The sequence below is a fragment of the Pseudomonas sp. GW821-FHT09C08 genome (assembly GCF_059418125.1).
This window is the reverse complement of the sequence record NZ_JBWKPG010000002.1, coordinates 404,124-426,405: the sequence shown is the minus strand read 5'-3', so window position 1 is coordinate 426,405 and position 22,282 is coordinate 404,124. Positions and strand designations below refer to the sequence as shown.

The 22,282-nt window shown below is 60.8% G+C and carries 18 protein-coding genes; 12 read left to right on the top strand and 6 right to left on the bottom strand.

Going from position 1 to position 22,282, the window contains the following annotated elements; translation table 11 throughout:
* The first annotated feature begins 164 nt into the window (after positions 1 to 164).
* On the top strand, positions 165 to 1,640 hold the full coding sequence (locus AC07OJ_RS08560; protein ID WP_065902928.1) for an inorganic phosphate transporter: 1,476 nt from the start codon (positions 165 to 167) through the stop codon (positions 1,638 to 1,640).
* A gap of 839 nt (positions 1,641 to 2,479) precedes the next feature.
* Here the strand turns inward: AC07OJ_RS08560 and ccoM are convergent.
* Together ccoM and AC07OJ_RS08550 are read right to left on the bottom strand one after the other, a co-directional pair.
* Positions 2,480 to 2,596 carry a cytochrome c oxidase subunit CcoM gene (gene ccoM / locus AC07OJ_RS08555; RefSeq protein ID WP_276145525.1) on the bottom strand — a complete coding sequence of 39 codons (117 nt, stop codon included), beginning with the start codon at positions 2,594 to 2,596 and terminating at the stop codon, positions 2,480 to 2,482.
* Positions 2,597 to 2,739: 143 nt separating this feature from the next.
* A complete protein-coding gene (locus AC07OJ_RS08550; protein ID WP_106804916.1) occupies positions 2,740 to 2,934 on the bottom strand; it encodes a hypothetical protein in 195 nt (64 codons plus the stop codon).
* Between the two features lie 100 nt (positions 2,935 to 3,034).
* Here AC07OJ_RS08550 and AC07OJ_RS08545 point away from each other — a divergent pair, with 100 nt between their 5' ends.
* The 3 genes from AC07OJ_RS08545 (at position 3,035) to AC07OJ_RS08535 (ending at position 5,640) form a co-directional block, all read left to right on the top strand.
* A complete protein-coding gene (locus tag AC07OJ_RS08545; protein ID WP_495094381.1) occupies positions 3,035 to 3,901 on the top strand; it encodes a LysR substrate-binding domain-containing protein in 867 nt (288 codons plus the stop codon).
* Positions 3,902 to 3,991: 90 nt separating this feature from the next.
* Complete coding sequence (locus tag AC07OJ_RS08540) at positions 3,992 to 4,462, top strand: RidA family protein (RefSeq protein WP_065902931.1); 471 nt, start codon at positions 3,992 to 3,994, stop codon at positions 4,460 to 4,462.
* Positions 4,459 to 5,640 (top strand): aminotransferase class V-fold PLP-dependent enzyme, encoded by a 1,182-nt coding sequence (locus AC07OJ_RS08535; protein WP_495094380.1) that lies wholly within the window; start codon positions 4,459 to 4,461, stop codon positions 5,638 to 5,640. The genes AC07OJ_RS08540 and AC07OJ_RS08535 overlap by 4 nt, the downstream gene beginning before the upstream one ends.
* On the opposite strand, the gene AC07OJ_RS08530 is transcribed toward AC07OJ_RS08535, so the two are convergent.
* On the bottom strand, positions 5,637 to 5,978 hold the full coding sequence (locus AC07OJ_RS08530; RefSeq protein WP_065902935.1) for an aspartate-semialdehyde dehydrogenase: 342 nt from the start codon (positions 5,976 to 5,978) through the stop codon (positions 5,637 to 5,639). The two genes, AC07OJ_RS08535 and AC07OJ_RS08530, sit on opposite strands and share 4 nt — an antisense overlap.
* 219 nt (positions 5,979 to 6,197) lie before the next feature.
* On the opposite strand from AC07OJ_RS08530, the gene rapA reads away from it, so the two are divergent.
* Positions 6,198 to 9,044, top strand: coding sequence for an RNA polymerase-associated protein RapA (gene rapA, locus AC07OJ_RS08525; protein ID WP_065902937.1), 2,847 nt, complete (start codon positions 6,198 to 6,200; stop codon positions 9,042 to 9,044).
* 164 nt (positions 9,045 to 9,208) lie between these two features.
* Here rapA and AC07OJ_RS08520 read toward each other — a convergent pair whose 3' ends face one another.
* Complete coding sequence (locus AC07OJ_RS08520) at positions 9,209 to 10,555, bottom strand: spinster family MFS transporter (protein ID WP_065902939.1); 1,347 nt, start codon at positions 10,553 to 10,555, stop codon at positions 9,209 to 9,211.
* 250 nt (positions 10,556 to 10,805) lie between these two features.
* Between AC07OJ_RS08520 and AC07OJ_RS08515 the strand changes: the two genes are divergently transcribed.
* From AC07OJ_RS08515 to AC07OJ_RS08505, 3 genes are all read left to right on the top strand, one after another.
* A complete protein-coding gene (locus AC07OJ_RS08515; protein WP_120447807.1) occupies positions 10,806 to 11,171 on the top strand; it encodes a YkgJ family cysteine cluster protein in 366 nt (121 codons plus the stop codon).
* A gap of 138 nt (positions 11,172 to 11,309) precedes the next feature.
* Positions 11,310 to 13,574 (top strand): putative bifunctional diguanylate cyclase/phosphodiesterase, encoded by a 2,265-nt coding sequence (locus AC07OJ_RS08510; protein WP_495094379.1) that lies wholly within the window; start codon positions 11,310 to 11,312, stop codon positions 13,572 to 13,574.
* A gap of 203 nt (positions 13,575 to 13,777) precedes the next feature.
* Positions 13,778 to 15,955: a hypothetical protein gene (locus AC07OJ_RS08505; RefSeq protein ID WP_106804922.1), complete on the top strand. Its 2,178-nt coding sequence runs from the start codon at positions 13,778 to 13,780 to the stop codon at positions 15,953 to 15,955.
* Positions 15,956 to 15,991: 36 nt separating this feature from the next.
* Here AC07OJ_RS08505 and AC07OJ_RS08500 read toward each other — a convergent pair whose 3' ends face one another.
* The gene (locus tag AC07OJ_RS08500) at positions 15,992 to 17,083 is read right to left on the bottom strand and encodes a hypothetical protein (RefSeq protein ID WP_106804923.1); all 1,092 of its coding nucleotides are present in this window, start codon (positions 17,081 to 17,083) and stop codon (positions 15,992 to 15,994) included.
* A 251-nt stretch (positions 17,084 to 17,334) separates the two neighbouring features.
* On the bottom strand, positions 17,335 to 17,646 hold the full coding sequence (locus AC07OJ_RS08495) for a DUF2288 domain-containing protein (protein WP_495094378.1): 312 nt from the start codon (positions 17,644 to 17,646) through the stop codon (positions 17,335 to 17,337).
* A 341-nt stretch (positions 17,647 to 17,987) separates the two neighbouring features.
* On the opposite strand from AC07OJ_RS08495, the gene AC07OJ_RS08490 reads away from it, so the two are divergent.
* From AC07OJ_RS08490 to livG, 4 genes are all read left to right on the top strand, one after another.
* Positions 17,988 to 19,115: a branched-chain amino acid ABC transporter substrate-binding protein gene (locus AC07OJ_RS08490; RefSeq protein ID WP_065902951.1), complete on the top strand. Its 1,128-nt coding sequence runs from the start codon at positions 17,988 to 17,990 to the stop codon at positions 19,113 to 19,115.
* Between the two features lie 228 nt (positions 19,116 to 19,343).
* Positions 19,344 to 20,267 carry a high-affinity branched-chain amino acid ABC transporter permease LivH gene (gene livH, locus AC07OJ_RS08485; RefSeq protein ID WP_017735932.1) on the top strand — a complete coding sequence of 308 codons (924 nt, stop codon included), beginning with the start codon at positions 19,344 to 19,346 and terminating at the stop codon, positions 20,265 to 20,267.
* Complete coding sequence (locus tag AC07OJ_RS08480; RefSeq protein ID WP_065902953.1) at positions 20,264 to 21,517, top strand: high-affinity branched-chain amino acid ABC transporter permease LivM; 1,254 nt, start codon at positions 20,264 to 20,266, stop codon at positions 21,515 to 21,517. Before livH ends, AC07OJ_RS08480 begins: the two co-directional genes overlap by 4 nt.
* Positions 21,514 to 22,281 carry a high-affinity branched-chain amino acid ABC transporter ATP-binding protein LivG gene (gene livG, locus AC07OJ_RS08475; protein ID WP_012722652.1) on the top strand — a complete coding sequence of 256 codons (768 nt, stop codon included), beginning with the start codon at positions 21,514 to 21,516 and terminating at the stop codon, positions 22,279 to 22,281. Before AC07OJ_RS08480 ends, livG begins: the two co-directional genes overlap by 4 nt.
* Position 22,282: the final 1 nt, after the last annotated feature.

Sequence of the window (22,282 nt, the reverse complement as noted above, 5' to 3'; positions counted from 1 at the left end):
CGCGTTATAAATCAAAGACTTGCCAACCCCCCGAAAACCCTGGGATGGGCGCCTTTTGCCGCGGTTTTTTCAATGAAGATTGTTACCGATGAGCAGCTAGTGCATCGATTACTGAGGTTTTCTGGCATAATCGCGCCCCCTTACGACCGGGTCAGAAAACCTTCATGATCGATTTATTCAGCGGACTGGATGCTTGGGTTCTAGTGAGCCTGTTGCTCGCCCTGGCCTTTGTCCTCGCCTTCGAGTTCATCAATGGCTTTCATGACACCGCTAACGCGGTGGCCACAGTCATCTATACCAAAGCCATGCCGCCGCACCTGGCCGTGTTCTTCTCCGGGGTGTTCAACTTCCTCGGCGTGTTGCTCGGTGGTGTCGGTGTCGCCTACGCCATCGTGCACTTGCTGCCGGTGGAGTTGCTGATCAATGTGAATACCGGCCATGGCCTGGCAATGGTCTTCTCTTTATTGGCGGCGGCGATCACCTGGAACCTGGGCACCTGGTACTTCGGGATCCCCGCTTCCAGCTCCCACACCCTGATCGGCTCGATCCTCGGTGTCGGCCTGGCCAACGCACTGATCAACGACATCCCCTTGGCTGACGGTGTGAACTGGCAGAAAGCGATCGATATCGGCGCATCCCTGGTGTTCTCGCCGATGGCCGGTTTCCTCGTTGCCGCCCTGGTGCTGATCGCGCTGAAGTGGTGGCGCCCGCTGTCGAAGATGCACAAGACCCCGGACCAGCGTCGCAAGCTCGACGACAAGAAACACCCGCCGTTCTGGAACCGCCTGGTGCTGGTGATTTCTGCCATGGCCGTAAGCTTCGTGCACGGTTCCAACGATGGCCAGAAAGGCATCGGCCTGATCATGCTGGTGCTGATCGGCATCGTGCCGGCGCAATTCGTTCTCGACCTCGGCAGCACTACTTACCAGATCGAGCGTACCCGCGACGCGACGGTGCATTTGAGTCAGTTCTACCAGCGCAATCAAGACACCCTCGGCGAGTTCCTGGCCCTGGGTAAAAGCGTGCAGAACGACCTGCCTGGCAAGTTCCAGTGCAATCCGCAGCAGACCGAGCCGACCATCAACGCGCTGGTCAACACCTTGAAAGGTGTTTCCGATTACCATTCGTTGACTGCCGATCACCGCATTGAAGTACGCCGGTATTTGCTCTGCCTGGACGACACCGCGAAGAAAGTCGGCAAGCTGCCGAATCTGTCGGCACGTGACAAGGCCGACCTCGACAAGCTGCGCAAAGACCTGACCGCTACCACCGAATACGCACCGTTCTGGGTGATCCTCGCGGTCGCACTGGCCCTGGGCCTGGGCACCATGGTGGGTTGGAAGCGTGTGGTACTGACTATCGGCGAGAAGATCGGCAAGCAGGGCATGACCTATGCCCAAGGCATGTCGGCGCAGATCACCACCGCCAGCATGATTGGCCTGGCCAACATCTTCAGCCTGCCGGTATCGACCACCCACGTGCTGTCGTCGGGCGTGGCCGGGACCATGGTCGCGAACAAGAGCGGCCTGCAAGGCGGCACCGTGAAGACCATCCTGATGGCTTGGGTGTTGACCTTGCCGGCGACCGTGGGCCTGTCGGCCGGGCTGTTCTGGTTGGCCTCCAAGGCGCTGGGTAGCTGACAGGCTGCCCTCGGAAAAAAAGGCGCGATCCTTGATTGGGATCGCGCCTTTTTTTTGTCTTGTGATAAGGCGCCTTGATCAAGATCTACAGCACGGTGCCCCAACAGCCGACCCGAATAGTGCGGAGGAACACGCTCAACTGTGGGAGCTGGCTTGCCTGCGAAGGCATCGGCTGGGCCTCACTGGAAGACCGAGTTGTCTGCATCGCAGGCAAGCCAGCTCCCACACAAAAGCGCGCACGCTTTGAGCCTACTCACACAGCAACCCAAAAGCCGACCGCAGTGGTGCGAGAGAACACGCTCAACTGTGGGAGCTGGCTTGCCTGCGAAGGCATCGACTGGGTCTCACTGGAAGACCGAGTTGCCTGCATCGCAGGCAAGCCAGCTCCCACACAAAAGCGCGCACGCTTTGAGCCTAGTCACACAGCAATCCAAAAGCCGACCCAAGTGGTGCGAGGGAGCACGGTCAACTGTGGGAGCTGGCTTGCCTGCGAAGGCATCGACTGGGTCTCACGGGAAGACCGAGTTGTCTGCATCGCAGGCAAGCCAGCTCCCACACAAAAGCGCGCACGCTTTGCCCAACAGCCGACCGCAGTGGTGCGGGGGAACACGCTCAACTGTGGGAGCTGGCTTGCCTGCGAAGGCATCGGCTGGGTCTCACTGAGAGACCGATTTATCTGCATCGCAGGCAAGCCAGCTCCCACACAAAAGCAAATCTGCAATAAGCGCGGGGTCCATTTCAGCCATTCCCGCAATAGTGGACATGCCAAAAAACAAACAAAAAAAAGGGCGACCGAAGTCGCCCAAAATGCCTTGCGTGCTCATGTAATCCAGAAAGACTTACGGTTCTTTACGCTTATTAGCGTCCTTCCAGATAAAAATCCCGAACCCTACAAAAAACAGCACCATGAGGCTGACAGTCAGCACCCCGGCAAATACCACATTATCGATAAACATGACCGGCCTCCTGCACTTGCCCTGTTGCGATAGGGCTAAGTTAATGGAGAAGGCGGATTGGAAAATTGACGAGGATCAATGTCGCCCGCGACGGGGCGTAAAGAAGGGCAATAACTGACCTGCATCAACGGATGCAGGTTGTTTCAACGCTTTTTCGGTTTGTTCTTCGGTTTTTTCTTGGCTTTTCCCAGCGGCATGGCCTGCTCAAACGCTTGGCGCACTTCATTCAGGCGCTTGTCATTGAGGTCATGCACACGCTTGGCACGTTCGGCGTTCAGGTCGATCAGCTTGTCGTCTTCACTCATGGCTTGGCTTACGTCGTGGCGGGAATCGCTCAATAATGCGGGCTCCAGCGCCTCACGGCAATTGAGCGGGCGACAAAATGCAGGCCTTCGCCCAAAATCGGCACTTCCCATCCACCCCAGGAGATGCGCTCACGTGGCACTGCACAAGGACCTTCCCCCGCTGCTGGCCCTGCGCGCCTTTGAAGCCGTGGCGCGGCACTTGAGTTTTATCAAGGCGGCAAGCGAGTTGTCGGTGACCCAGAGTGCACTCAGCCATCAGGTGCAAAAGTTGGAACAGCACTTGGGCAAATCGTTGTTTATCCGTCGCACCCGCGCGATCGATCTGACCACTGACGGCCAACAGTACTACGACGAAATCCGCCCGGCCCTCGACGCCATCGCCGCCGCGACCCGCACCCAAAAAACAGCGCCCAGCACCACCGTGCTGCGTGTCGGCCTGCTCGCCTCCTTTGCCACGCTGTGGCTGGCACCACGCCTGGCCGGGTTTCTCAACCGCTACCCGCATATCCAGGTGGAGCTGTTACCGGCGATTCAACTGGCGGACGTGGCCGGCGCCGAGGTCGACCTGGCGATTCGCTATGGCAAAGGCGACTGGCCCGACGTGCAGGCCACGCGGCTGATGCCGGAAGTCATCTCCCCGGTGTGCAGCCCGACATTCAAAGCGATGCATGACAGCCCACTGCTGATGGCCACCTCGCACCGCCCCTTCGAATGGACGGATTGGTCTGCGCACTACCACGTCGACCTCGACCGCCACCCGCGCGTGATGCTGCATGACTACAACATCGTGGTCGAAGCGGCCGTGGCCGGCCAAGGCATCGCCATGGGCCGTCATCGCCTGATCCAGCGCAGGCTCCAGGACGGCAGCCTGGTGGAAGCCTTCGACTGGCCGCCGTATCACAGCGACATCGGCTATTGGCTGATCGCGCCGCCCGGCCCGGCCGGTGACGCCGCCGCGTGCTTCAGCGAATGGCTGCTGGAAGCCTGCCGCGACGCGTGAGTTTTTTCGATACGTCGGGTGAGATCTATCCGCTTGTCGCCGCCCTCCTCGGCCAACATGCTGGCACCTCTTAACCCAGGAGGATGGATCATGAGCGACTCCCTGCGCCAACGCGTGCAAGCCCTCGGCCTGACGCTGCCGACCCCGAGCCAACCGGCGGCCAACTACATCAACTATGTGATCAGCCAGAACCAACTGTTCGTCTCCGGGCAAATCCCGATGGTCGATGGCAAGCCCGCCTACGTCGGCCGCCTGGGCGAATCCCTCAGCGATGAAGAAGGCGCCCAGGCAGCCGAGCTGGCAGCGCTGGGCCTGCTGGGACAATTAAGCCATGCGCTGGGTGATGACCTGTCGCGCCTGGTGCGCATTTTGCGCCTGGGTGTATTCATTGCCAGCAGCGGTGATTTCCAGCGCCAGAGCGGGGTTGCCAACGGCGCCTCGAACCTGCTGGTCAATGCCCTCGGCGAAAAAGGCCGGCATGTGCGCACCGCCGTTGGCGTTTCCAGCCTGCCGGCCGGCGTGGCCGTGGAGGTTGACGCGATTTTCGAGCTGCAACCGTGAGCCCGCTCGACGTCCAGCAATTGCGCGACAGCACGCCCGGCTGCCAGTCGGGCATCGTGCATTTCAATCACGCCGGTGCCTCGCTGCCAAGCCAGGCGACCCTCGACGCGATTATCGATCAACTGCACCGCGAAGCCCGTGATGGCCCCATGGAAGCCGGCGAGCATGGCGCCGTGCTGGTGGAAAAAGCCCGCCGCGCCGCCGCGCAATTGCTCAACGCACCCGCCGCGTCGATCGCCTTCGCCAGCAGCGGCTCGGCCGCCTGGAGCCTGGCATTCCAGGCACTGGGCCCGTGGCAACCGGGTGATCGCATCCTGGTCGGCCGCCATGAATGGGGGGGCAACCTCGCCAGCATGGACCTGGCGGTGCAGGCCGGCGCGCGCGTGGAAGTCATCCCTTGCGATGCCACCGGCGCGGTCTGCCCGCTGGCGCTGGAGTCGATGATCGACGAGCACGTCAAGCTGATCGACCTGACCTGGCTGCCGGCCAACGGTGGCCTGATCAACCCCGCCGAAGCCATCGGCGCCGTGGCCCGACGTCATGGCATTGCCTATTTCATCGACGCCGGCCAAGCCGTCGGCCAGGTGCCGGTGGATGTGCAGGCGCTGCAGTGCGATGTGCTCAAGTCCGCCGGGCGCAAGCACCTGCGCGGGCCGCGTGGCACCGCGCTGCTGTATGTGCGCCCGGACTTTTTGCCGCGCCTGAATCCGGCCCAGCGCGATGTGTTTTCGGCGCCATGGAGCGCAGACGGTTTCGACCTGCGCAACGACGCCCGGCGCTTTGAAACCAGCGAAGTGTCGTTTGCCTTGTTGGCGGGGCTGGGCAACGCGTTGCAGGAGATGAATCGACTGGGGCTTGAGCAAGTATGGGAACGGATCGCACACACCAGTGAGCGAATTCGCCAGGCCTTGCGTCAGATGCCGGGTATTTCCCTGCATGACCTGGGCACTGCGCAATCAGGGCTGATCGCCTTTAACCTGGACGGCTGGGACGCTTTCGAACTCAAGCGCCGCCTGGCCTTGAAGCGCATCAATATCGGTGCCAATGGCGTGGCCTACACGCCGTTGGACATGCAGGCGCGCGGGCTGGCAAGCATCGCGCGGATCTCCGTCAGCCCACTCAACAACGACGATGACATCGCGCAGTTGATGGCGGCATTGCAGGCGTTGCGCGACTAGACCTCGACGTCCACCCACAAGCCCTGGCGCGGCGCATCTTCGATCAGCGGCGCCACCGGCACGGTATTGTCGGCATTGAGCAGGTCGCCGGGAATCGCCAGGTGCTGCTCCGGGTCTTCGTCGGCTTCGCGCCGGCGTTTTTGCTGCTCCTGCTGGCGGCGTTGCTCTTCACGCAGCAGAAAGGTCGACTGCTCGGCATCGCCCTTTTTCAGGTCGATCGTGCTTTCGTTGGAGCCCGCTTGTACTGGCACCACGGGCGGGATATCCGGCTTCTGGCGTACCGGGTCGAGTTGCGAAGTGACCGGCACAACGCTGACGGGCAGCATGGGTGGCAGCATAATAGTTATTCTCCTGATCAACAGGCTGTCGGCGGGCCGCGTGGCGACTTGAGAACGCACTCGCCAAGCTGTGACCCAGTCGACACTCGCAAGTGCCTGCCACCCGTCGATTCGGCTTCCGGACGCTGGCGCAAACGGAGTAGTTTTTGTCAGAGTCCTTGGGCGTGGGGCCTTGTTCCGTTAAGATAGTCGGCTTTTTCACGGCGGGAGTCAGGCAGCATGGCGCAGCAGTATCAACCGGGGCAACGCTGGATTAGTGACAGCGAAGCAGAGCTGGGGTTAGGCACCGTTCTGGCACAGGACGGCCGCTTGTTGACCGTGCTCTATCCGGCCACTGGCGACACCCGCCAGTATGCGCTACGGAATGCGCCCCTCACTCGCGTGAGGTTCTCGCCGGGGGACTCCATCACCCATTTCGAAGGCTGGAAAATGACCGTGCAGGAAGTCGACGACGTCGATGGCCTGCTGGTGTATCACGGCCTCAATGGACAGAACGAGCAGGTCACCCTGCCGGAAACCCAACTCTCCAACTTCATCCAGTTCCGCCTGGCCAGCGACCGTCTGTTCGCCGGGCAGATCGACCCGCTGGCCTGGTTCTCGCTGCGCTACCACACCCTGGAACACACCAGCCGCCAACTGCAGTCTTCGCTGTGGGGCCTGGGCGGCGTGCGTGCGCAACCTATTGCGCACCAACTGCACATCGCCCGTGAAGTCGCTGACCGTATCGCGCCACGGGTATTGCTGGCGGACGAAGTGGGCCTGGGCAAGACCATCGAAGCCGGCCTGGTGATCCATCGCCAGCTGCTCTCGGGTCGCGCCAACCGGGTGCTGATCCTGGTGCCGGAAAACCTCCAGCACCAGTGGCTGGTGGAAATGCGCCGCCGCTTCAACCTGCAGGTTGCGCTGTTCGACGAAGAACGTTTCATCGAGAGCGATGCGACCAACCCGTTCGAAGACACCCAGTTGGCGCTGGTCGCCCTGGAGTGGCTGGTGGACGACGAGAAGGCCCAGGATGCGCTGTTCGCAGCCGGTTGGGACCTGCTGGTCGTCGACGAAGCCCACCACCTGGTGTGGCATGAAGACAAGGCCAGCGCCGAGTACGCGCTGGTCGAGCAACTGGCCGAGGTCATCCCGGGCGTGCTGCTGCTCACCGCGACCCCGGAACAGCTGGGCCAGGACAGCCACTTCGCGCGTCTGCGCCTGCTCGACCCGAACCGCTTCCACGACCTGCAGGCCTTCCGCGCCGAGAGCGAGAACTATCGCCCGGTGGCCGAAGCCGTGCAGGAGCTGCTGGATAAAGGCCGCCTGTCGCCTGCCGCACACCAGACCATCCAGGGTTTCCTCGGTAACGAAGGTGAAGCGCTGCTGACCGCCGTCAACGATGGCGACACCGAAGCCAGCGCGCGCCTGGTGCGCGAGCTGCTCGACCGCCATGGCACCGGCCGCGTGCTGTTTCGCAACACCCGCGCCGCTGTGCAAGGCTTCCCGGAGCGCAAGCTGCACGCCTACCCGCTGCCGAACCCGGACGAATACCTCGAATTGCCGCTGGGCGAGCACGCCGAGCTGTACCCGGAAGTCAGCTTCCAGTCGCAGCCGGACATCGAAGAAGAAAACCGCTGGTGGCGCTTCGACCCACGGGTCGAGTGGCTGATCGACCAGCTGAAAATGCTCAAGCGCACCAAGGTCCTGGTGATCTGCGCCCATGCCGAAACCGCGATGGACCTGGAAGACGCGCTGCGCGTGCGCTCCGGCATCCCGGCCACGGTGTTCCACGAGGGCATGAACATCCTCGAGCGTGACCGTGCCGCCGCCTACTTCGCTGATGAAGAGTTCGGCGCACAAGTGCTGATCTGCTCGGAAATCGGCAGTGAAGGTCGCAACTTCCAGTTCTCCCACCACCTGGTGCTGTTCGACCTGCCGTCGCACCCCGACCTCTTGGAACAGCGGATCGGCCGTCTGGACCGGATCGGCCAGAAACATGTGATCGAACTGCACGTGCCCTACCTGGAAACCAGCCCGCAAGAGCGCCTGTTCCAGTGGTACAACGAAGCGCTGAACGCCTTCCTCAACACCTGCCCGACCGGCAACGCCTTGCAGCACCAGTTTGGCCCGCGCCTGCTGCCGCTGCTGGAAAACGCCGACGATGGCGAATGGCAGGCCCTGATCGACGAGGCCCGTGCCGAGCGCGAGCGCCTGGAGCAGGAACTGCACACCGGTCGCGACCGTTTGCTGGAGCTCAACTCCGGCGGTGCGGGTGAAGGCGATGCGCTGGTCGAGGCCATCCTCGAACAAGACGACCAGTTCGCCCTGCCGATCTACATGGAAACCCTGTTCGACGCGTTCGGCATCGACAGCGAAGACCATTCGGAAAACGCGCTGATCCTCAAGCCCAGCGAAAAAATGCTCGACGCCAGCTTCCCCCTGGGCGACGACGAAGGCGTGACCATCACCTACGACCGCAACCAGGCGCTGTCGCGCGAAGACATGCAGTTCATCACCTGGGAACACCCGATGGTGCAGGGCGGCATGGACCTGGTGCTGTCCGGCTCGATGGGCAACACCGCCGTGGCGCTGATCAAGAACAAGGCGCTCAAGCCTGGCACGGTGTTGCTGGAGCTGCTCTACGTCAGCGAAGTGGTTGCCCCGCGCTCGCTGCAACTGGGCCGCTACCTGCCGCCGGCCGCCCTGCGCTGCCTGCTGGATGCCAACGGCAACGACCTGTCCAGCCGCGTGTCGTTTGAAACCCTGAACGACCAGCTGGAAAGCGTGCCACGGGCCAGCGCCAACAAGTTTATCCAGGCCCAGCGCGACCAGCTGACGCCACGGATCAACGCCGGTGAAGAGAAGATCACCCCACGCCACGCCGAGCGTGTGGCCGAAGCCAAGCGCCGCCTGGCTGCAGACACTGACGAAGAGCTGTCGCGCCTGACGGCGCTGCAAGCGGTCAACCCGACCGTACGCGACAGCGAACTGGTGGCCCTGCGCCAACAACGCGAGCAAGGCCTGGCCATGCTCGACAAGGCGGCGCTGCGACTGGAAGCGATCCGGGTGTTGGTGGCGGGTTGATGACCGCCCTGCTCCGCTGAAAAAAGGCCCGCGCAATGCGGGCCTTTTTTATTCACTGGAGCAAATCGGAGCCTGTAATTGCCTCATCGCGGGCAAGCCCGCTCCCGCAGTTGGAATGTTTCAACTGGGGGAGCGCGCTTGCTCGCGAAGGGGTCACCTCGGTCTCAAGCCGTCGCCGCCGAAGCAGGCACCTCCACCGCCCCCAACCCATCCTTCATCCGCTGGGCATCACGCACAAAACTGCGCGAGGCCTGGAACAGAAACAGCATGGTCAGGAACAGCGCCACCGGGATCAAGTACATGGCGTCATGCAAGCCCACGGCTTTATACGCTTCGGTCATCTGCGCAGCCCCATCGGCATACATCGCCGAATGGGCAAAGTGATCGGACAGACCGCCCACCACAATTGGCCCCATGCCACCGCCCAGCAGGTACAACCCGGCAAAGAACAACGCCATCGCCGTCGCCCGCAGGCGCGGCTCGACCACGTCCTGGATCGCCGTGTACACGCAGGTGTAGAAGTTATAGGCAAACAACCAGCCGACACTGAACAGCGCCACGAACACGCCGATCTCGATCCGCCCCGCGTGCAAGGCCCAGGCAGTGGTGACGGTGGAGATGATCAGGCTGAACGCGGCAAACAACAGACGGCCATTGGCGACGCGCTGATGAATCTTGTCGGCAATCCAGCCCCCCAGGGTCAGGCCGATCAAACCGGTGATACCGACGATCACCCCAGTGGCGACCGCCGCTTCCTGCAACGGCATCAGGAAATAGCGTTGCAGCATCGGCACCAGAAACGAGTTGCAGGCATAGGTGGCGAAGTTGAAGCACAGCCCGGCCAGCACCAGCCAGAGGAAAGTCGGTACCGCCAGCACGCGGCGAATCGGGCGGTCGACGCGCTCCTGGGAGACCTGCACGGTTTCGGCCGCGCCGCGCTTGGGCTCCTTGATATAGAACATGAACACCGCGAGGATCAGACCCGGCACCGCGGCAATAAAGAACGGCGCGCGCCAGCTGTCGAACGCCTTGACCATCGCGCCAATGGTGAAGAACGCCAGCAACAGACCCAACGGCAGGCCGAGCATGAAAATCCCCATGGCCCGCGCGCGGCGGTGTGCCGGGAACAGGTCGCCAATCAACGAGTTGGCCGCTGGCGCATAGCTGGCTTCGCCGATACCAATGCCCATGCGCACCAGCAGGAACGTCCAGAAGCTGCCAACCATGCCGTTGACCGCCGTCAGCCCGCTCCAGGCGAACAGGCCCCAGCCCATCAGTTTGCTGCGCGAGCCGGTGTCGGCGAGTCGCCCGAGCGGCAGGCCGGCAATCGCGTAGACGATGGTGAAGGCGGTGCCGATGATGCCGAGCTGGAAGTCGCTCAGGTGCCATTCCATGCGGATCGGCTCGATGATGATCGCCGGAATGGTGCGGTCGAAGAAATTGAACAGGTTGGCCAGGAACAGCAGGAACAGAATGCGCCAGGCATTCGCCGCTTGGGTCGAGTTCTGCATGGGTCCGTCTCTTTTATTGTTATGAGAGCTGCGATGCCCGATGCATCCTGCCCGGTACCTGCAACATAGTCAGACGGGCAAGGCTTGTCTGTAATGATTCGTAAAGCTGATAGGGCATGATTTCACCCGGCGCCACGGGACTTGGCCTACAAAAATATAAGTGAGTGCCCCCCTTCCCAACGGCCTTGGCACGGATAGAATGGCGAGCCTTCCGTAGCATCCCCCTTACTCTCTTTTATCGAAGACGCCCATGTCCGAAGCCAGTCCGTGTCTGAATTGCGGTGCCTGCTGTTCACACTTCCGTGTGTCTTTCTTTTGGGGAGAGTGCGCCTCGTCGGGGGGCACCGTACCCGATGAGCTGGTGGTGCAGATCAACCCCACCCGCGTGGCGATGATCGGTACCGACCAGAAGCCCGCGCGCTGCTGCAGCCTGGAAGGGGAAGTGGGCAAAGGCACCAGTTGCTCAATTTATGCACAGCGCTCGAGTGTGTGCCGCGAGTTCGACTCCTCCTGGAGCCAGGGCGTGCAGAACGTCGATTGCGACGCCGCCCGCGCCGCGTTCGGCCTGGCGCCGCTGACAGCCCCGTTCGAGCTGGACCTGCCCATCAGCGCTTAGCATTAAACGCTATGGACGGCATGCCAAAATGGTTGAGAGCAAAGTGCCATTAGCGCTGACGAATCCCGCGAGGCTTCTATACTCGACTTCATAGGTCATCGCCTCAGGCAGTGACGTGACTCTATGACGGGACATGCTATGGAATGGCTGGGTCTGCATTTTTTTACCGACCTCCCAGAAAGCGGGCACTTATTACTCAATTGCAGTCATAACCCGTTTCTGGTGCTGCTGGCCTACCTGGTCGCTTGTGCGGCCGGGTTCGGCACGCTGGACATGGCTGAGCGTGTCGGCCATGTCGAGGACCCCACCGCAAGGCGCCATTGGCGTTGGCTCGGCGCCGGTTGCCTGGCCGGCGGGATCTGGTCGACCCACTTCATCAGCATGCTGGCCTTCCAGGCGCCCATCGCCATCCATTACGAATTGATCATGACGTTCGCCTCGCTGCTGATCGCCCTGATTGCCTCATTGTTCGCCATGCAGACCCTCAGTCACGCCCATCTGCGCCTGCATCAGTACCTGCTGGCATCGGTGTGGATGGGCCTGGGTATCGCGCTGATGCACTACGTGGGCATGTCAGCCATGCGCTCCCAGGCCCAGGCGTATTTCGAATCGGGGTTGTTCCTGGCCTCGATCGCGATTGCCATCGGCGCCAGCTTCGCCGCGCTGTTGCTGTCGAGCTACCTGCGCAACGGCGCCGGCGTGTTTCACCAATTGCTCAAATACGCCGCCAGCCTGGTGCTGGGCGCCGGGATCATCAGCATGCACTTTACCGGCATGGCCGCCTTGCGCTTGATGGTGCCTGCCGGAGCAGACATGTCCCTGCCGCTGGACAACAACCCGATCCAGCTCGGTTTGTCGGTGGCCGTGATCACCCTGCTGGTGATCGGCAGCAGCATCAGCGCCGCCCTCGCCGACAAGAAGCTGCAGCACAAGGAACGCGATCTGCGCCGGGTCAACGCGCTGCTCAGCGAACTCGACCAGGCGCGCGCCTCGCTGCAGCAAGTAGCCCACTACGATGCACTCACCAGCCTGCTGAATCGCCGTGGTTTCAACCAGATCTTTGCAGAGAAACTCGCGGAAAAAACCGCTTCACAGGGGATGATGGCGGTGATCTTCCTCGATATCGACCATTTCAAGCGCATTAATGACAGCCTCGGGCATGATGCCGGTGACCAATTGCTCACCGTGCTCGCCGGGCACATCAAGGGCTCGGTGCGCAGCCACGCCGACGTGGTCGCGCGTTTTGGCGGCGATGAGTTCTGCATCCTCATCAGCATCCACAACCGCGACGAGGCACGGCACCTGGCCCAGCGCATCATGCAGAAGATGAAAGAACCCATCGAACTGGCCGGCCGGCGCATGGTGATGACCACCAGCATCGGCATCAGCCTGTTTCCCGATGACGGCCTGACCTGCGAAGAGTTGCTGAAGACCGCAGACCTGGCGCTGTACCAGTCCAAGGACACCGGGCGTAACAGCCTCAACTTCTTCAGCTCCAACCTGAAAACCCGCGCCTTCCTCGAATTGCAACTGGAGGAAGAACTGCGCGGCGCCCTGCGCACCCGTAACCAATTGGTGTTGTTCTACCAACCGATCTTCGACATGAAGCTGGGCAAAGTCACGCGCCTCGAGGCCCTGGTACGCTGGCAACACCCGCAGCACGGCTTGCTGGCCCCGGATCGGTTTATCGGCATCGCCGAGAACAACGGGCTGATTGCCGAATTGGACCACTGGGTACTGCGCCAGGCCTGTCATGACCTGAGCCTGTTGTCCGACAGGGGTTACACCGAGCTGACCATGTCCGTGAACTGTTCCGCGTTGAACCTGGCCCGCGACGAACTGGCGGACGAGATCGAAGACGCGCTGCGTTTCAGCGGCATCGCCGCCAATCGCCTGGAACTGGAAGTCACCGAAAACGCGTTGATGGGCAACATCAGCAGCACCCTGGCACTGCTGCGGCAGATCCGCGCGCTGGGGGTGTCGCTGGCCATCGACGACTTCGGCACCGGCTATTCATCGCTTGCCTACCTCAAGCGCCTGCCGCTCAACACCTTGAAGATCGACCGCTCGTTCATCCAGGACATTCCCAAGTCCACCGCCGATATCGAGATCGTCCAGGCGATTGTCGGCATGGCCCACACCCTGCACCTGCAGGTGGTGACCGAAGGTGTGGAAACCCAGGCCCAGTTCGAACTGCTGCTCAAGCATGGCTGTGATTTCGTCCAGGGCTACCTGTTGAGCCCGGCGGTGCCTGCCAGCGACATCATCGGCGTGATCCAGGGTATCGACATCCGTAACCCGCTCTACCCTTATAGCGTGGCAGGCACCCAGGAAAAACCGTCAGCGAAAGAGCCTTCCACCGGGCGCCCAGGGTCGACTTCCATCGTCAGGCCAATTCGCTGACGCCTAAACTTTGGCATTTCGCCATCATTTGCCTAAAGAACGCCGACAAACGGCCGATTCATCAGAGTCCGGCCAGGTTTTGCCTGAGCATACAGGGTCAAACCCGATCGTTCCGGACAAGGACGCACTGTAAAGTCGCGAACTCCCATTCCGTGATGGCCCTTTGATTCTTTCCAGCCATCCGCCCAGGCACTTGGCGCACAATGACTTCTAAAAATAACTCTGCCACCGTGGTATCCGACGTGTTGCTCCCAGCTCCTGCGGACAAGCCCTCAGGTTCAAAGTCATTGAGCACCGCGCGCCCGCTGGCCACTCAGCAATACCTGTACTTCACCGAAACCAATACCGACCGCATCCTCGATAACCTCGACGGCCTGCGCGATATGGTGTTCCCACGCCCGCCCCACCTGGAAGGCGACGGCGAACAGCGCAGCGAGCAGGAATTCCCCTCGGTGTGCCTGATCGGCCTGGGCCGTTGCGGTTCGAACATCGCGCTCGACGTGGCGGAGTTGGTGTACAACGCCCGCAAGTTCTACCTCAACGAATTCAGTACCGAAGACAAGACGCTGGACAAGGGCTACAGCCCGGCCCAGTGGATCCGCAACAACCTGCGCCTGGGCAGCGGCAAGGCCAGCAAGCCGGTGTTCCTGGTCGAGCCGCTGGTGATGCTGGGCGATCTGGACAAGGACATCGCCGGGCGCATCCGCTTCTCGCGCAAAGGCGAAAAAAGCGGCTTTTTGCGCGACTACAGCAAGATGAAAATCATGGACCTGTCGGAAGTCCATGCCGGTGGCGCCGGTAACGCGCCGATCCTCGGCCAGTACCTGGCCAAGATCATCCTCAACAAGGATACCCAGCGCTTTTCCAGCCCCGACTGGAAGATGATCCACTCGTACCTGATCGACTCCTGCGGCATCAAGGCCAACCAGTCGCGCCTGTACTTCTCGATCTTCAGCGCCGGCGGCGGCACGGGTTCGGGCATGGCCTCGGAATTCGGCCTGGCCCAGCAGCACTCGTACATGAACAAGACGTTCGACACCAAGCCCGCCGACGAGCACGACAGCAAGAGCGGCCACGCCTTTGTGTTCGAGCCGATCTTCACCAGCGGCATCTGCGTACTGCCGAATATTTCCGATCACCGCAGCGAAATGTCCGAGGCCCTGCACATCAACGCCGGGCGCCTGCTGTGCAAGTACCTGTCGGAAGAATGGGATTTCTCGTACAACTTCGCCAATGAAGACAGCAGCGAAGCCAGCGTGAAGGGCCGCATCCGCCCCTGGAACGCAATGATGCTGATCTCCAACGACATCATGCGTTACGCCGAAGAAAGCGATGACGGCAATATCCAGAACATTGACGTCAATGCCATGGAAAAACACGCCAACCAATACATCTCGCAGCAGATCTTCAACATTCTGACGGCCCAGGCGGTCACCACTGACTACGATCAGAACTACTTCCGTCGCGCCGGCATCGACATCGGCGAAACCATTCGCCTGGATGCCAACGACCTGTTCATGAGCCTGGCCGGCCCGGTGGCGATTGCCTACGCAGAGTCCGTGGTCCCGGAAACCCCGGCGCCGAGCAACGACAAATTCAAGGTGTTCGAAAAAGAGCCCCAGCGCCTGAACATCGACGACCTGTTCTTCCGCTCCATCGACCTGCCGCATTTCAACAAGGTCACCCAGGCCATCGAAGGCATCAGCCTGCTGCCGATCGAATCCAAGCGCTACAAAGCGTCCCTGGAGCAGTACAAGAACTCCGGCTACGACGCGGCCGCGCTGCATGACCTGCACTTTTTCAAGAACTGCTCGTCGGTGGTCTCGATCGTGTCCCTGCCCAAGGACTACAAACTGTCCTACATGGACCTGAACCGGCTCAAGACTCACCTCAACAGCCTGTTCCCCAACACCACGCTCAAGCGCTACGCCCTGGTGATCGGTGCATCGGCGAACCTGTCGCTGACCACCCTGATCGCGAAAAGCCCGTGCCTGTCGGATGACTTCCTCACGCTGATCGTGGCCTTTATCAAACGCTGCTTTGCGCGCAACCCGTACCGTTTCGACGACACGCTGGACAACTCGATCCTGGACTTCATCATCCACGAGGACTTCGACGAAGACCGTATCGACGAGTTGCTCAACGAGTTCGAAAACCCGGCGAAGATCCTCGATACCAACTGGTACGCGATCAAGCCGATGTATGAGAAGAAGTACCGCGAGTTGATCAACGACAAAGACAAGTTTGTGTCGATCAATGACATTCGCCTGTCGCGCGATTGCGTGAAGAAGGCAATCAAGTACCTGCGTGAGATCTACCGTCACCGCATCGGCAAGACCAAGGTTATTTCGCTGAATAACCACACCGGCAAGACTGCCTGAACCGCTGCGACGGCGCCGCAGGGCGCCGTCGCGACATCAGCCGGCCGCGCGCTGGCGCAGGAAGGTGAGGATGACTTGCTCGTCTGCGCGCTTCAGCGGCCGGGGCAACTGCTTGGGCCAGCCGGCACCGTCGGTGCCGAAGACCTTCTGCTGTTCTTCCACGTCCCAGCCACGAATTTCCTTGAAGGCCGACTCCCACCAGCCGTGTCGACACACGTCGTAGTACGGGTGCTTGGGCGCCGAGCTGCCGTAGAGCAAGTCGCGACCGACCCGCTTCAGGTGTTTGCGCTGATTGCGCAGTTTCCATTTGATCCGCAGCCGCTGCCAAGGGGATGGCACGGGCTTGACCTGCGGCACATCCAGGCAACGCGCTACCAGCTCAGGGCCGAACGCTTCGCCATAGAGACTGAAAAAGTGCGCCTGCATGGCGTGGAAGAAGCGCTTGTCGGCGAAGTAGTGATGCACGAACTTGTTCGCCTCGCGCACCGTCTTGTCGCGCATCGCGAAGGAAATCGCGATCTGCTCGATGGTGTGGATATCGAACGAGCCCTGGGTCCACTCATCGATCCAGCGAATCGCGGCCTCGAGCAGCGGCGTGTCACTGGCGCGTACGCCACACAGGCCACTGTTATAGAGCTTGAAACTATTGCCGGCGCAAATGCCATGCGCCTGCAGGTGCTCACCCAACTTGAGGTAGTCGGGGCGCTGGCACACATAGCTCCAGTCGTATTCGAAGCCATCCATCACATACTGGTCGGGCGCGATGAGTTCGAAGACGCGATGGGGGGATTTGAGGAACAGCGTGTCGGTGTCGACGAACAGGGTCTTGTCCGCCAGCTTCAACCCCTGGGCAATCGCACAGGCCTTGCGGCGGTGGATGTAACCGTTGCTTCCCTGCCATTGGGCGAGGGTCTGCTCATCGAGGTGAACGGTTTCGACCGGCCAGCCGGCGAAATCCTGCGGGCGATCGGTCATGACCCGGATGCACAGCGACTCGCCCTGCTTGAGCTGCGCCAGCGCGGTGAGGATGCTGAATTTCGCTTCGCGCCGGTAAACATCCTGATTACCGTAAATGAGGTAAAGCAGTTGCTGCGACGTTTTCTCTAGAGGGGGCAGCGCTGAAGGCATAACGGGCTCCGGATGACAGGCGGCGAACTTTACCGGAATTCGATGCTTCCTACGCTACGATCTGACAGCCACCCGCTTTATATACACACCGAGAAACAATTCCCGGAGCCATCCAACGCCTGGAGAACTGTTCCCATGACGTGCGCGTCACCTTGGGCTGTGACCTTTCTTCACGGCAAGATGCCATCACCGCCCTGGCGGTTACTCCGCTACACACTTTTGCAGCGAAACAACACGCACCATTAAGGTGCTTACTTCGACTGCGATGCCCTTTCCTGGATCAGGATCCAAGGCGAAACCACCACTGCCCACAAGCCTGGATCGCGCTCCACCAGGTCCAATGCCCGCGTCGCAGACACTTCGCCCAAGCTGCCCGAGGCCAGCCAGGCAGCGACTTTGTCACGGTTATCCTCGGCCATGCCCTCGGCGGCCTCGATCAAATCCAGGCCGGCGTCGACCCACAATAGGGCACCCTTGGCAAAGAACGGTTCAAGCTCCTTCCAGGAAATTTCGGCGGTTTCACCGAGCAGCTTGGCATAGAGGGTGCTAGGTTCTTGCGTCATGGGAATTCACCTGAATAAAAAATCGGCGCAATCATAACGTCGCAGGTCAGGCAGAAAAACCCAGTTGCAAATGAGGCATCGATTGAAAGTGTCAGGAAAGCCAAGGATTGCCCGAGACTCTGGCATCACCCCGCCGCAATTCTGTCTTTTTCTTTCATTTAAGCGACATACCCGGGTTTTGCCCCCAGCAGCCAGCTTTTCAAGCGATCAACCGGCGCTCTACACTGTACCGGTACAGTTGCCAGGGCACTGCCGGGGGGATATCCGAGATATCTGATCCGGTTCTACAGCTCACAAGGCCGCTAGAACTATAAAAAATACAACAGTAAGAGTGGAGCACTATGAATAAGGCTACTAAGCAGATTTCCAAACTGTTTGCCGCTATGGTCCTGGCTGGGGTTGCCGGCCATTCGTTCGCAGCTGACACCATCAAGATTGGTATCGCCGGCCCTAAAACCGGTCCTGTGACGCAATACGGTGACATGCAATTCATGGGTGCCAAGCAAGCCATCGCCGACATCAACGCCAAGGGCGGCGTCGACGGCAAGTTGCTCGAAGCCAAGGAATATGACGACGCTTGCGATCCTAAACAAGCCGTTGCCGTCGCCAACAAAGTGGTCAACGACGGCGTCAAGTTCGTAGTCGGTCACCTCTGCTCCAGCTCCACTCAGCCAGCGTCCGATATTTATGAAGACGAAGGCGTGATCATGATTACCCCGGCGGCCACCAGCCCTGAAATCACCGCCCGTGGCTACAAGCTGATCTTCCGCACCATCGGCCTGGACAGCGCCCAGGGCCCTGCAGCCGGTAACTACATCGCCGATCACGTTAAGCCGAAAATCGTGGCTGTCCTGCACGACAAACAGCAATACGGTGAAGGCATCGCCACCGCCGTCAAGCAGACTCTCGAGAAGAAAGGCACCAAGGTTGCCGTCTTCGAAGGCCTGAACGCCGGTGACAAAGACTTCTCCTCGATCATCCAGAAGCTCAAGCAAGCCAACGTCGACTTCGTCTACTACGGCGGCTACCACCCAGAGCTGGGCCTGATCCTGCGCCAAGCCAAGGAAAAAGGCCTGAACGCCAAGTTCATGGGCCCTGAAGGCGTCGGCAACGACTCCATCTCGCAGATCGCCCAAGGCGCTTCGGAAGGCCTGCTGGTGACCCTGCCGAAATCCTTCGACACCGATCCGGCCAACAAGGCCATTGTTGAAGAGTTCGCCAAGAACAAACAGGACCCAACCGGTCCATTCGTATTCCCGGCCTACTCGGCCGTTGAAGTGATCGCCGGCGGTATTGCCGCTGCGAAGAGCGAAGACACCGCCAAAGTGGCAGCCGCCATCCACGCGGGTACCTTCAAGACACCTACCGGCGAGCTGAGCTTCGACGCCAAGGGCGACCTGAAGGACTTCAAGTTCGTGGTCTACGAATGGCACTTCGGCAAACCAAAAACCGAAGTTTCCCCTCAGTAAGCCAGGCGTTACTGGTCAACAAGCCCACTGTGAGAGCAGTGGGCTTTGTTTTACGAGGTTTATGGGCCTGTCACCCGCGATCCGGGCGCTGGCTCACCTGAAAATCTTAAAACCGTCACCAGCGGTTCGCTGGCAAACGCTTTGTGCAAATGTGCTCATAGAACACAGCACAGGGCCGGAACATGACTCCACCAGTGAAATGCGTATCGGGTTTTTAGGAGCGCTGTAATGCCTGAGATCTATCATTTTTTCCAACAGCTGGTTAATGGCCTGACCATTGGCAGCACCTATGCCTTGATAGCCATTGGCTACACAATGGTTTACGGCATCATTGGAATGATCAACTTCGCCCATGGCGAGGTGTACATGATTGGTTCCTACGTGGCCTTCATCGCCCTTGCCGGGCTGGCCATGATGGGTATCCACTCACTGCCGCTGTTGATGACCGCCGCGTTCATCGCGTCGATCGTCGTGACCAGTGCCTATGGCTACAGTATCGAGCGGGTTGCCTACCGTCCCTTGCGTGGCAGCAACCGTCTGATCCCGCTGATTTCCGCTATCGGCATGTCGATTTTCCTGCAGAACACCGTATTGCTGTCCCAGGACTCCAAGGATAAATCCATCCCCAACCTGATCCCGGGGAGCATCTCCTTCGGTCCGGGTGGCGCGGAAGAAGTCCTGATTTCCTACATGCAGATTCTGGTCTTCGTCGTCACCCTGGTGGCCATGCTGGGCCTGACCCTGTTCATCTCCCGCTCCCGTCTGGGGCGCGCCTGCCGGGCCTGCGCCGAAGACATCAAGATGGCCAACCTGCTGGGCATCAACACCAACAACATCATTGCCCTGACCTTCGTCATCGGTGCCGCACTCGCGGCAGTGGCTGCCGTGCTGCTGAGCATGCAGTACGGCGTGATCAACCCCAACGCCGGTTTCCTGGTAGGCCTCAAGGCCTTTACCGCGGCGGTATTGGGCGGCATCGGCAGCATTCCGGGCGCCATGCTCGGCGGGCTGGTGCTGGGTGTGGCCGAGGCCTTTGGCGCCGATATCTTCGGCGACCAGTACAAGGACGTCGTGGCGTTCGGCCTGTTGGTTCTGGTGCTGTTGTTCCGTCCGACCGGCATCCTGGGCCGTCCGGAGGTTGAGAAAGTATGAGCAGATATCTTAAATCGGCGTTTTTCAGCGCCTTGCTGGTGTGGGCCGTGGCCTTCCCGGTACTCGGCCTCAAGCTGAGCATTGTCGGCATCAACCTCGAAGTGCATGGCACCGGCCCCGTGACCCTGACCATCATTGCCCTGTGCTCGGTGCTGATGTTCCTGCGCGTGCTGTTCACCCAGCAGGTCGGCGCCCTGTTCAAGCGCGACCGTGGCCCACTGGTTTCGCCCAAGGTCAGTCAATTCCTGACCCTGCCGCGCACCCAGCGCTACATCATCATTGCCTTGATCATCGCTGCGCTGATCTGGCCGTTCTTCGGCTCGCGCGGTGCGGTCGACATCGCGACCCTGATCCTGATCTACGTGTTGCTGGGCCTGGGCCTGAACATCGTGGTGGGCCTCGCCGGCCTGCTCGACCTGGGTTATGTGGGCTTCTACGCCGTGGGTGCCTACACCTACGCGCTGCTCTCGCATTACCTGGGGTGGAGTTTCTGGATCTGCCTGCCCCTGGCGGGTATGGCCGCGGCCACGTTCGGCTTCCTGCTGGGCTTCCCGGTCCTGCGCCTGCGCGGTGACTACCTGGCCATCGTGACCCTGGGCTTCGGTGAAATCATCCGTCTGTTCCTGCGTAACCTGACCGATATCACGGGCGGCCCCAACGGCATCAGCAGCATCCCCAAGCCTACGTTCTTCGGGCTGTCGTTCGACCGCACCGCAGCCGAAGGCATGCAGACCTTCCACGAGTACTTCGGGATCGACTACAACCCGGTGAGCAAAGTGGTGTTCCTGTACCTGGTGGCGCTGTTGCTGGCATTGGCCGCCCTGTTCGTGATCAACCGCCTGCTGCGCATGCCGATCGGTCGCGCGTGGGAAGCGCTGCGCGAAGATGAAATCGCCTGCCGGGCCCTGGGCCTGAACCCGACCATCATCAAGCTTTCCGCGTTCACCCTGGGCGCCGCGTTCGCCGGTTTTGCCGGCAGCTTCTTTGCCGCGCGCCAAGGCCTGGTGACCCCGGAGTCGTTCACCTTCATCGAGTCGGCGATCATCCTCGCCATCGTGGTGCTGGGTGGCATGGGCTCGCAACTGGGCGTGATTCTGGCGGCGATCGTGATGATCCTGCTGCCGGAAATGATGCGTGAGTTCAGCGAATACCGCATGTTGATGTTCGGCGCCATGATGGTGCTGATGATGATCTGGCGACCTCAAGGCCTGCTGCCCATGCAACGTCCACACATGGAGCTGCGCAAATGAGCCGCGAGATCCTGAAAGTCGAAAACTTGAGCATGCGCTTCGGCGGCTTGCTGGCGGTCAACGGCGTGGCCCTGACCGTGAAAGAGAAACAAGTGGTGGCGCTGATCGGCCCGAACGGCGCCGGCAAGACCACGGTGTTCAACTGCCTCACCGGTTTCTACAAGCCGAGCGGCGGCAGCATCCTGCTGGACGGCCAGCCGATCCAGGGCCTGGCCGGTCACGAGATCGCCCGCAAGGGCGTGGTGCGGACCTTCCAGAACGTGCGGCTGTTCAAGGACATGACGGCGGTCGAGAACCTGCTGATCGCCCAGCACCGTCACCTGAACACCAACTTCTTCGCCGGCCTGTTCAAGACCCCGGCGTTTCGCAAGAGCGAGCGCGAGGCCATGGAGTACGCCGAGTACTGGCTGGACAAGGTCAACCTGACCGAGTTCGCCAACCGCCCGGCGGGCACCCTCGCCTACGGTCAGCAACGTCGCCTGGAAATCGCCCGCTGCATGATGACCCGCCCGCGGATCCTGATGCTCGACGAACCGGCGGCCGGCCTCAACCCCAAGGAAACCGAAGACCTCAAGGCGCTGATCGGCGTGTTGCGTGAGGAAAACAACGCCACCGTGCTGTTGATCGAACACGACATGAAACTGGTCATGAGCATCTCCGACCACATCGTGGTGATCAACCAGGGCACGCCGCTGGCCGACGGGACGCCGGAGCAGATCCGCGACAATCCTGAAGTGATCAAAGCCTATCTGGGGGAAGCGTAAA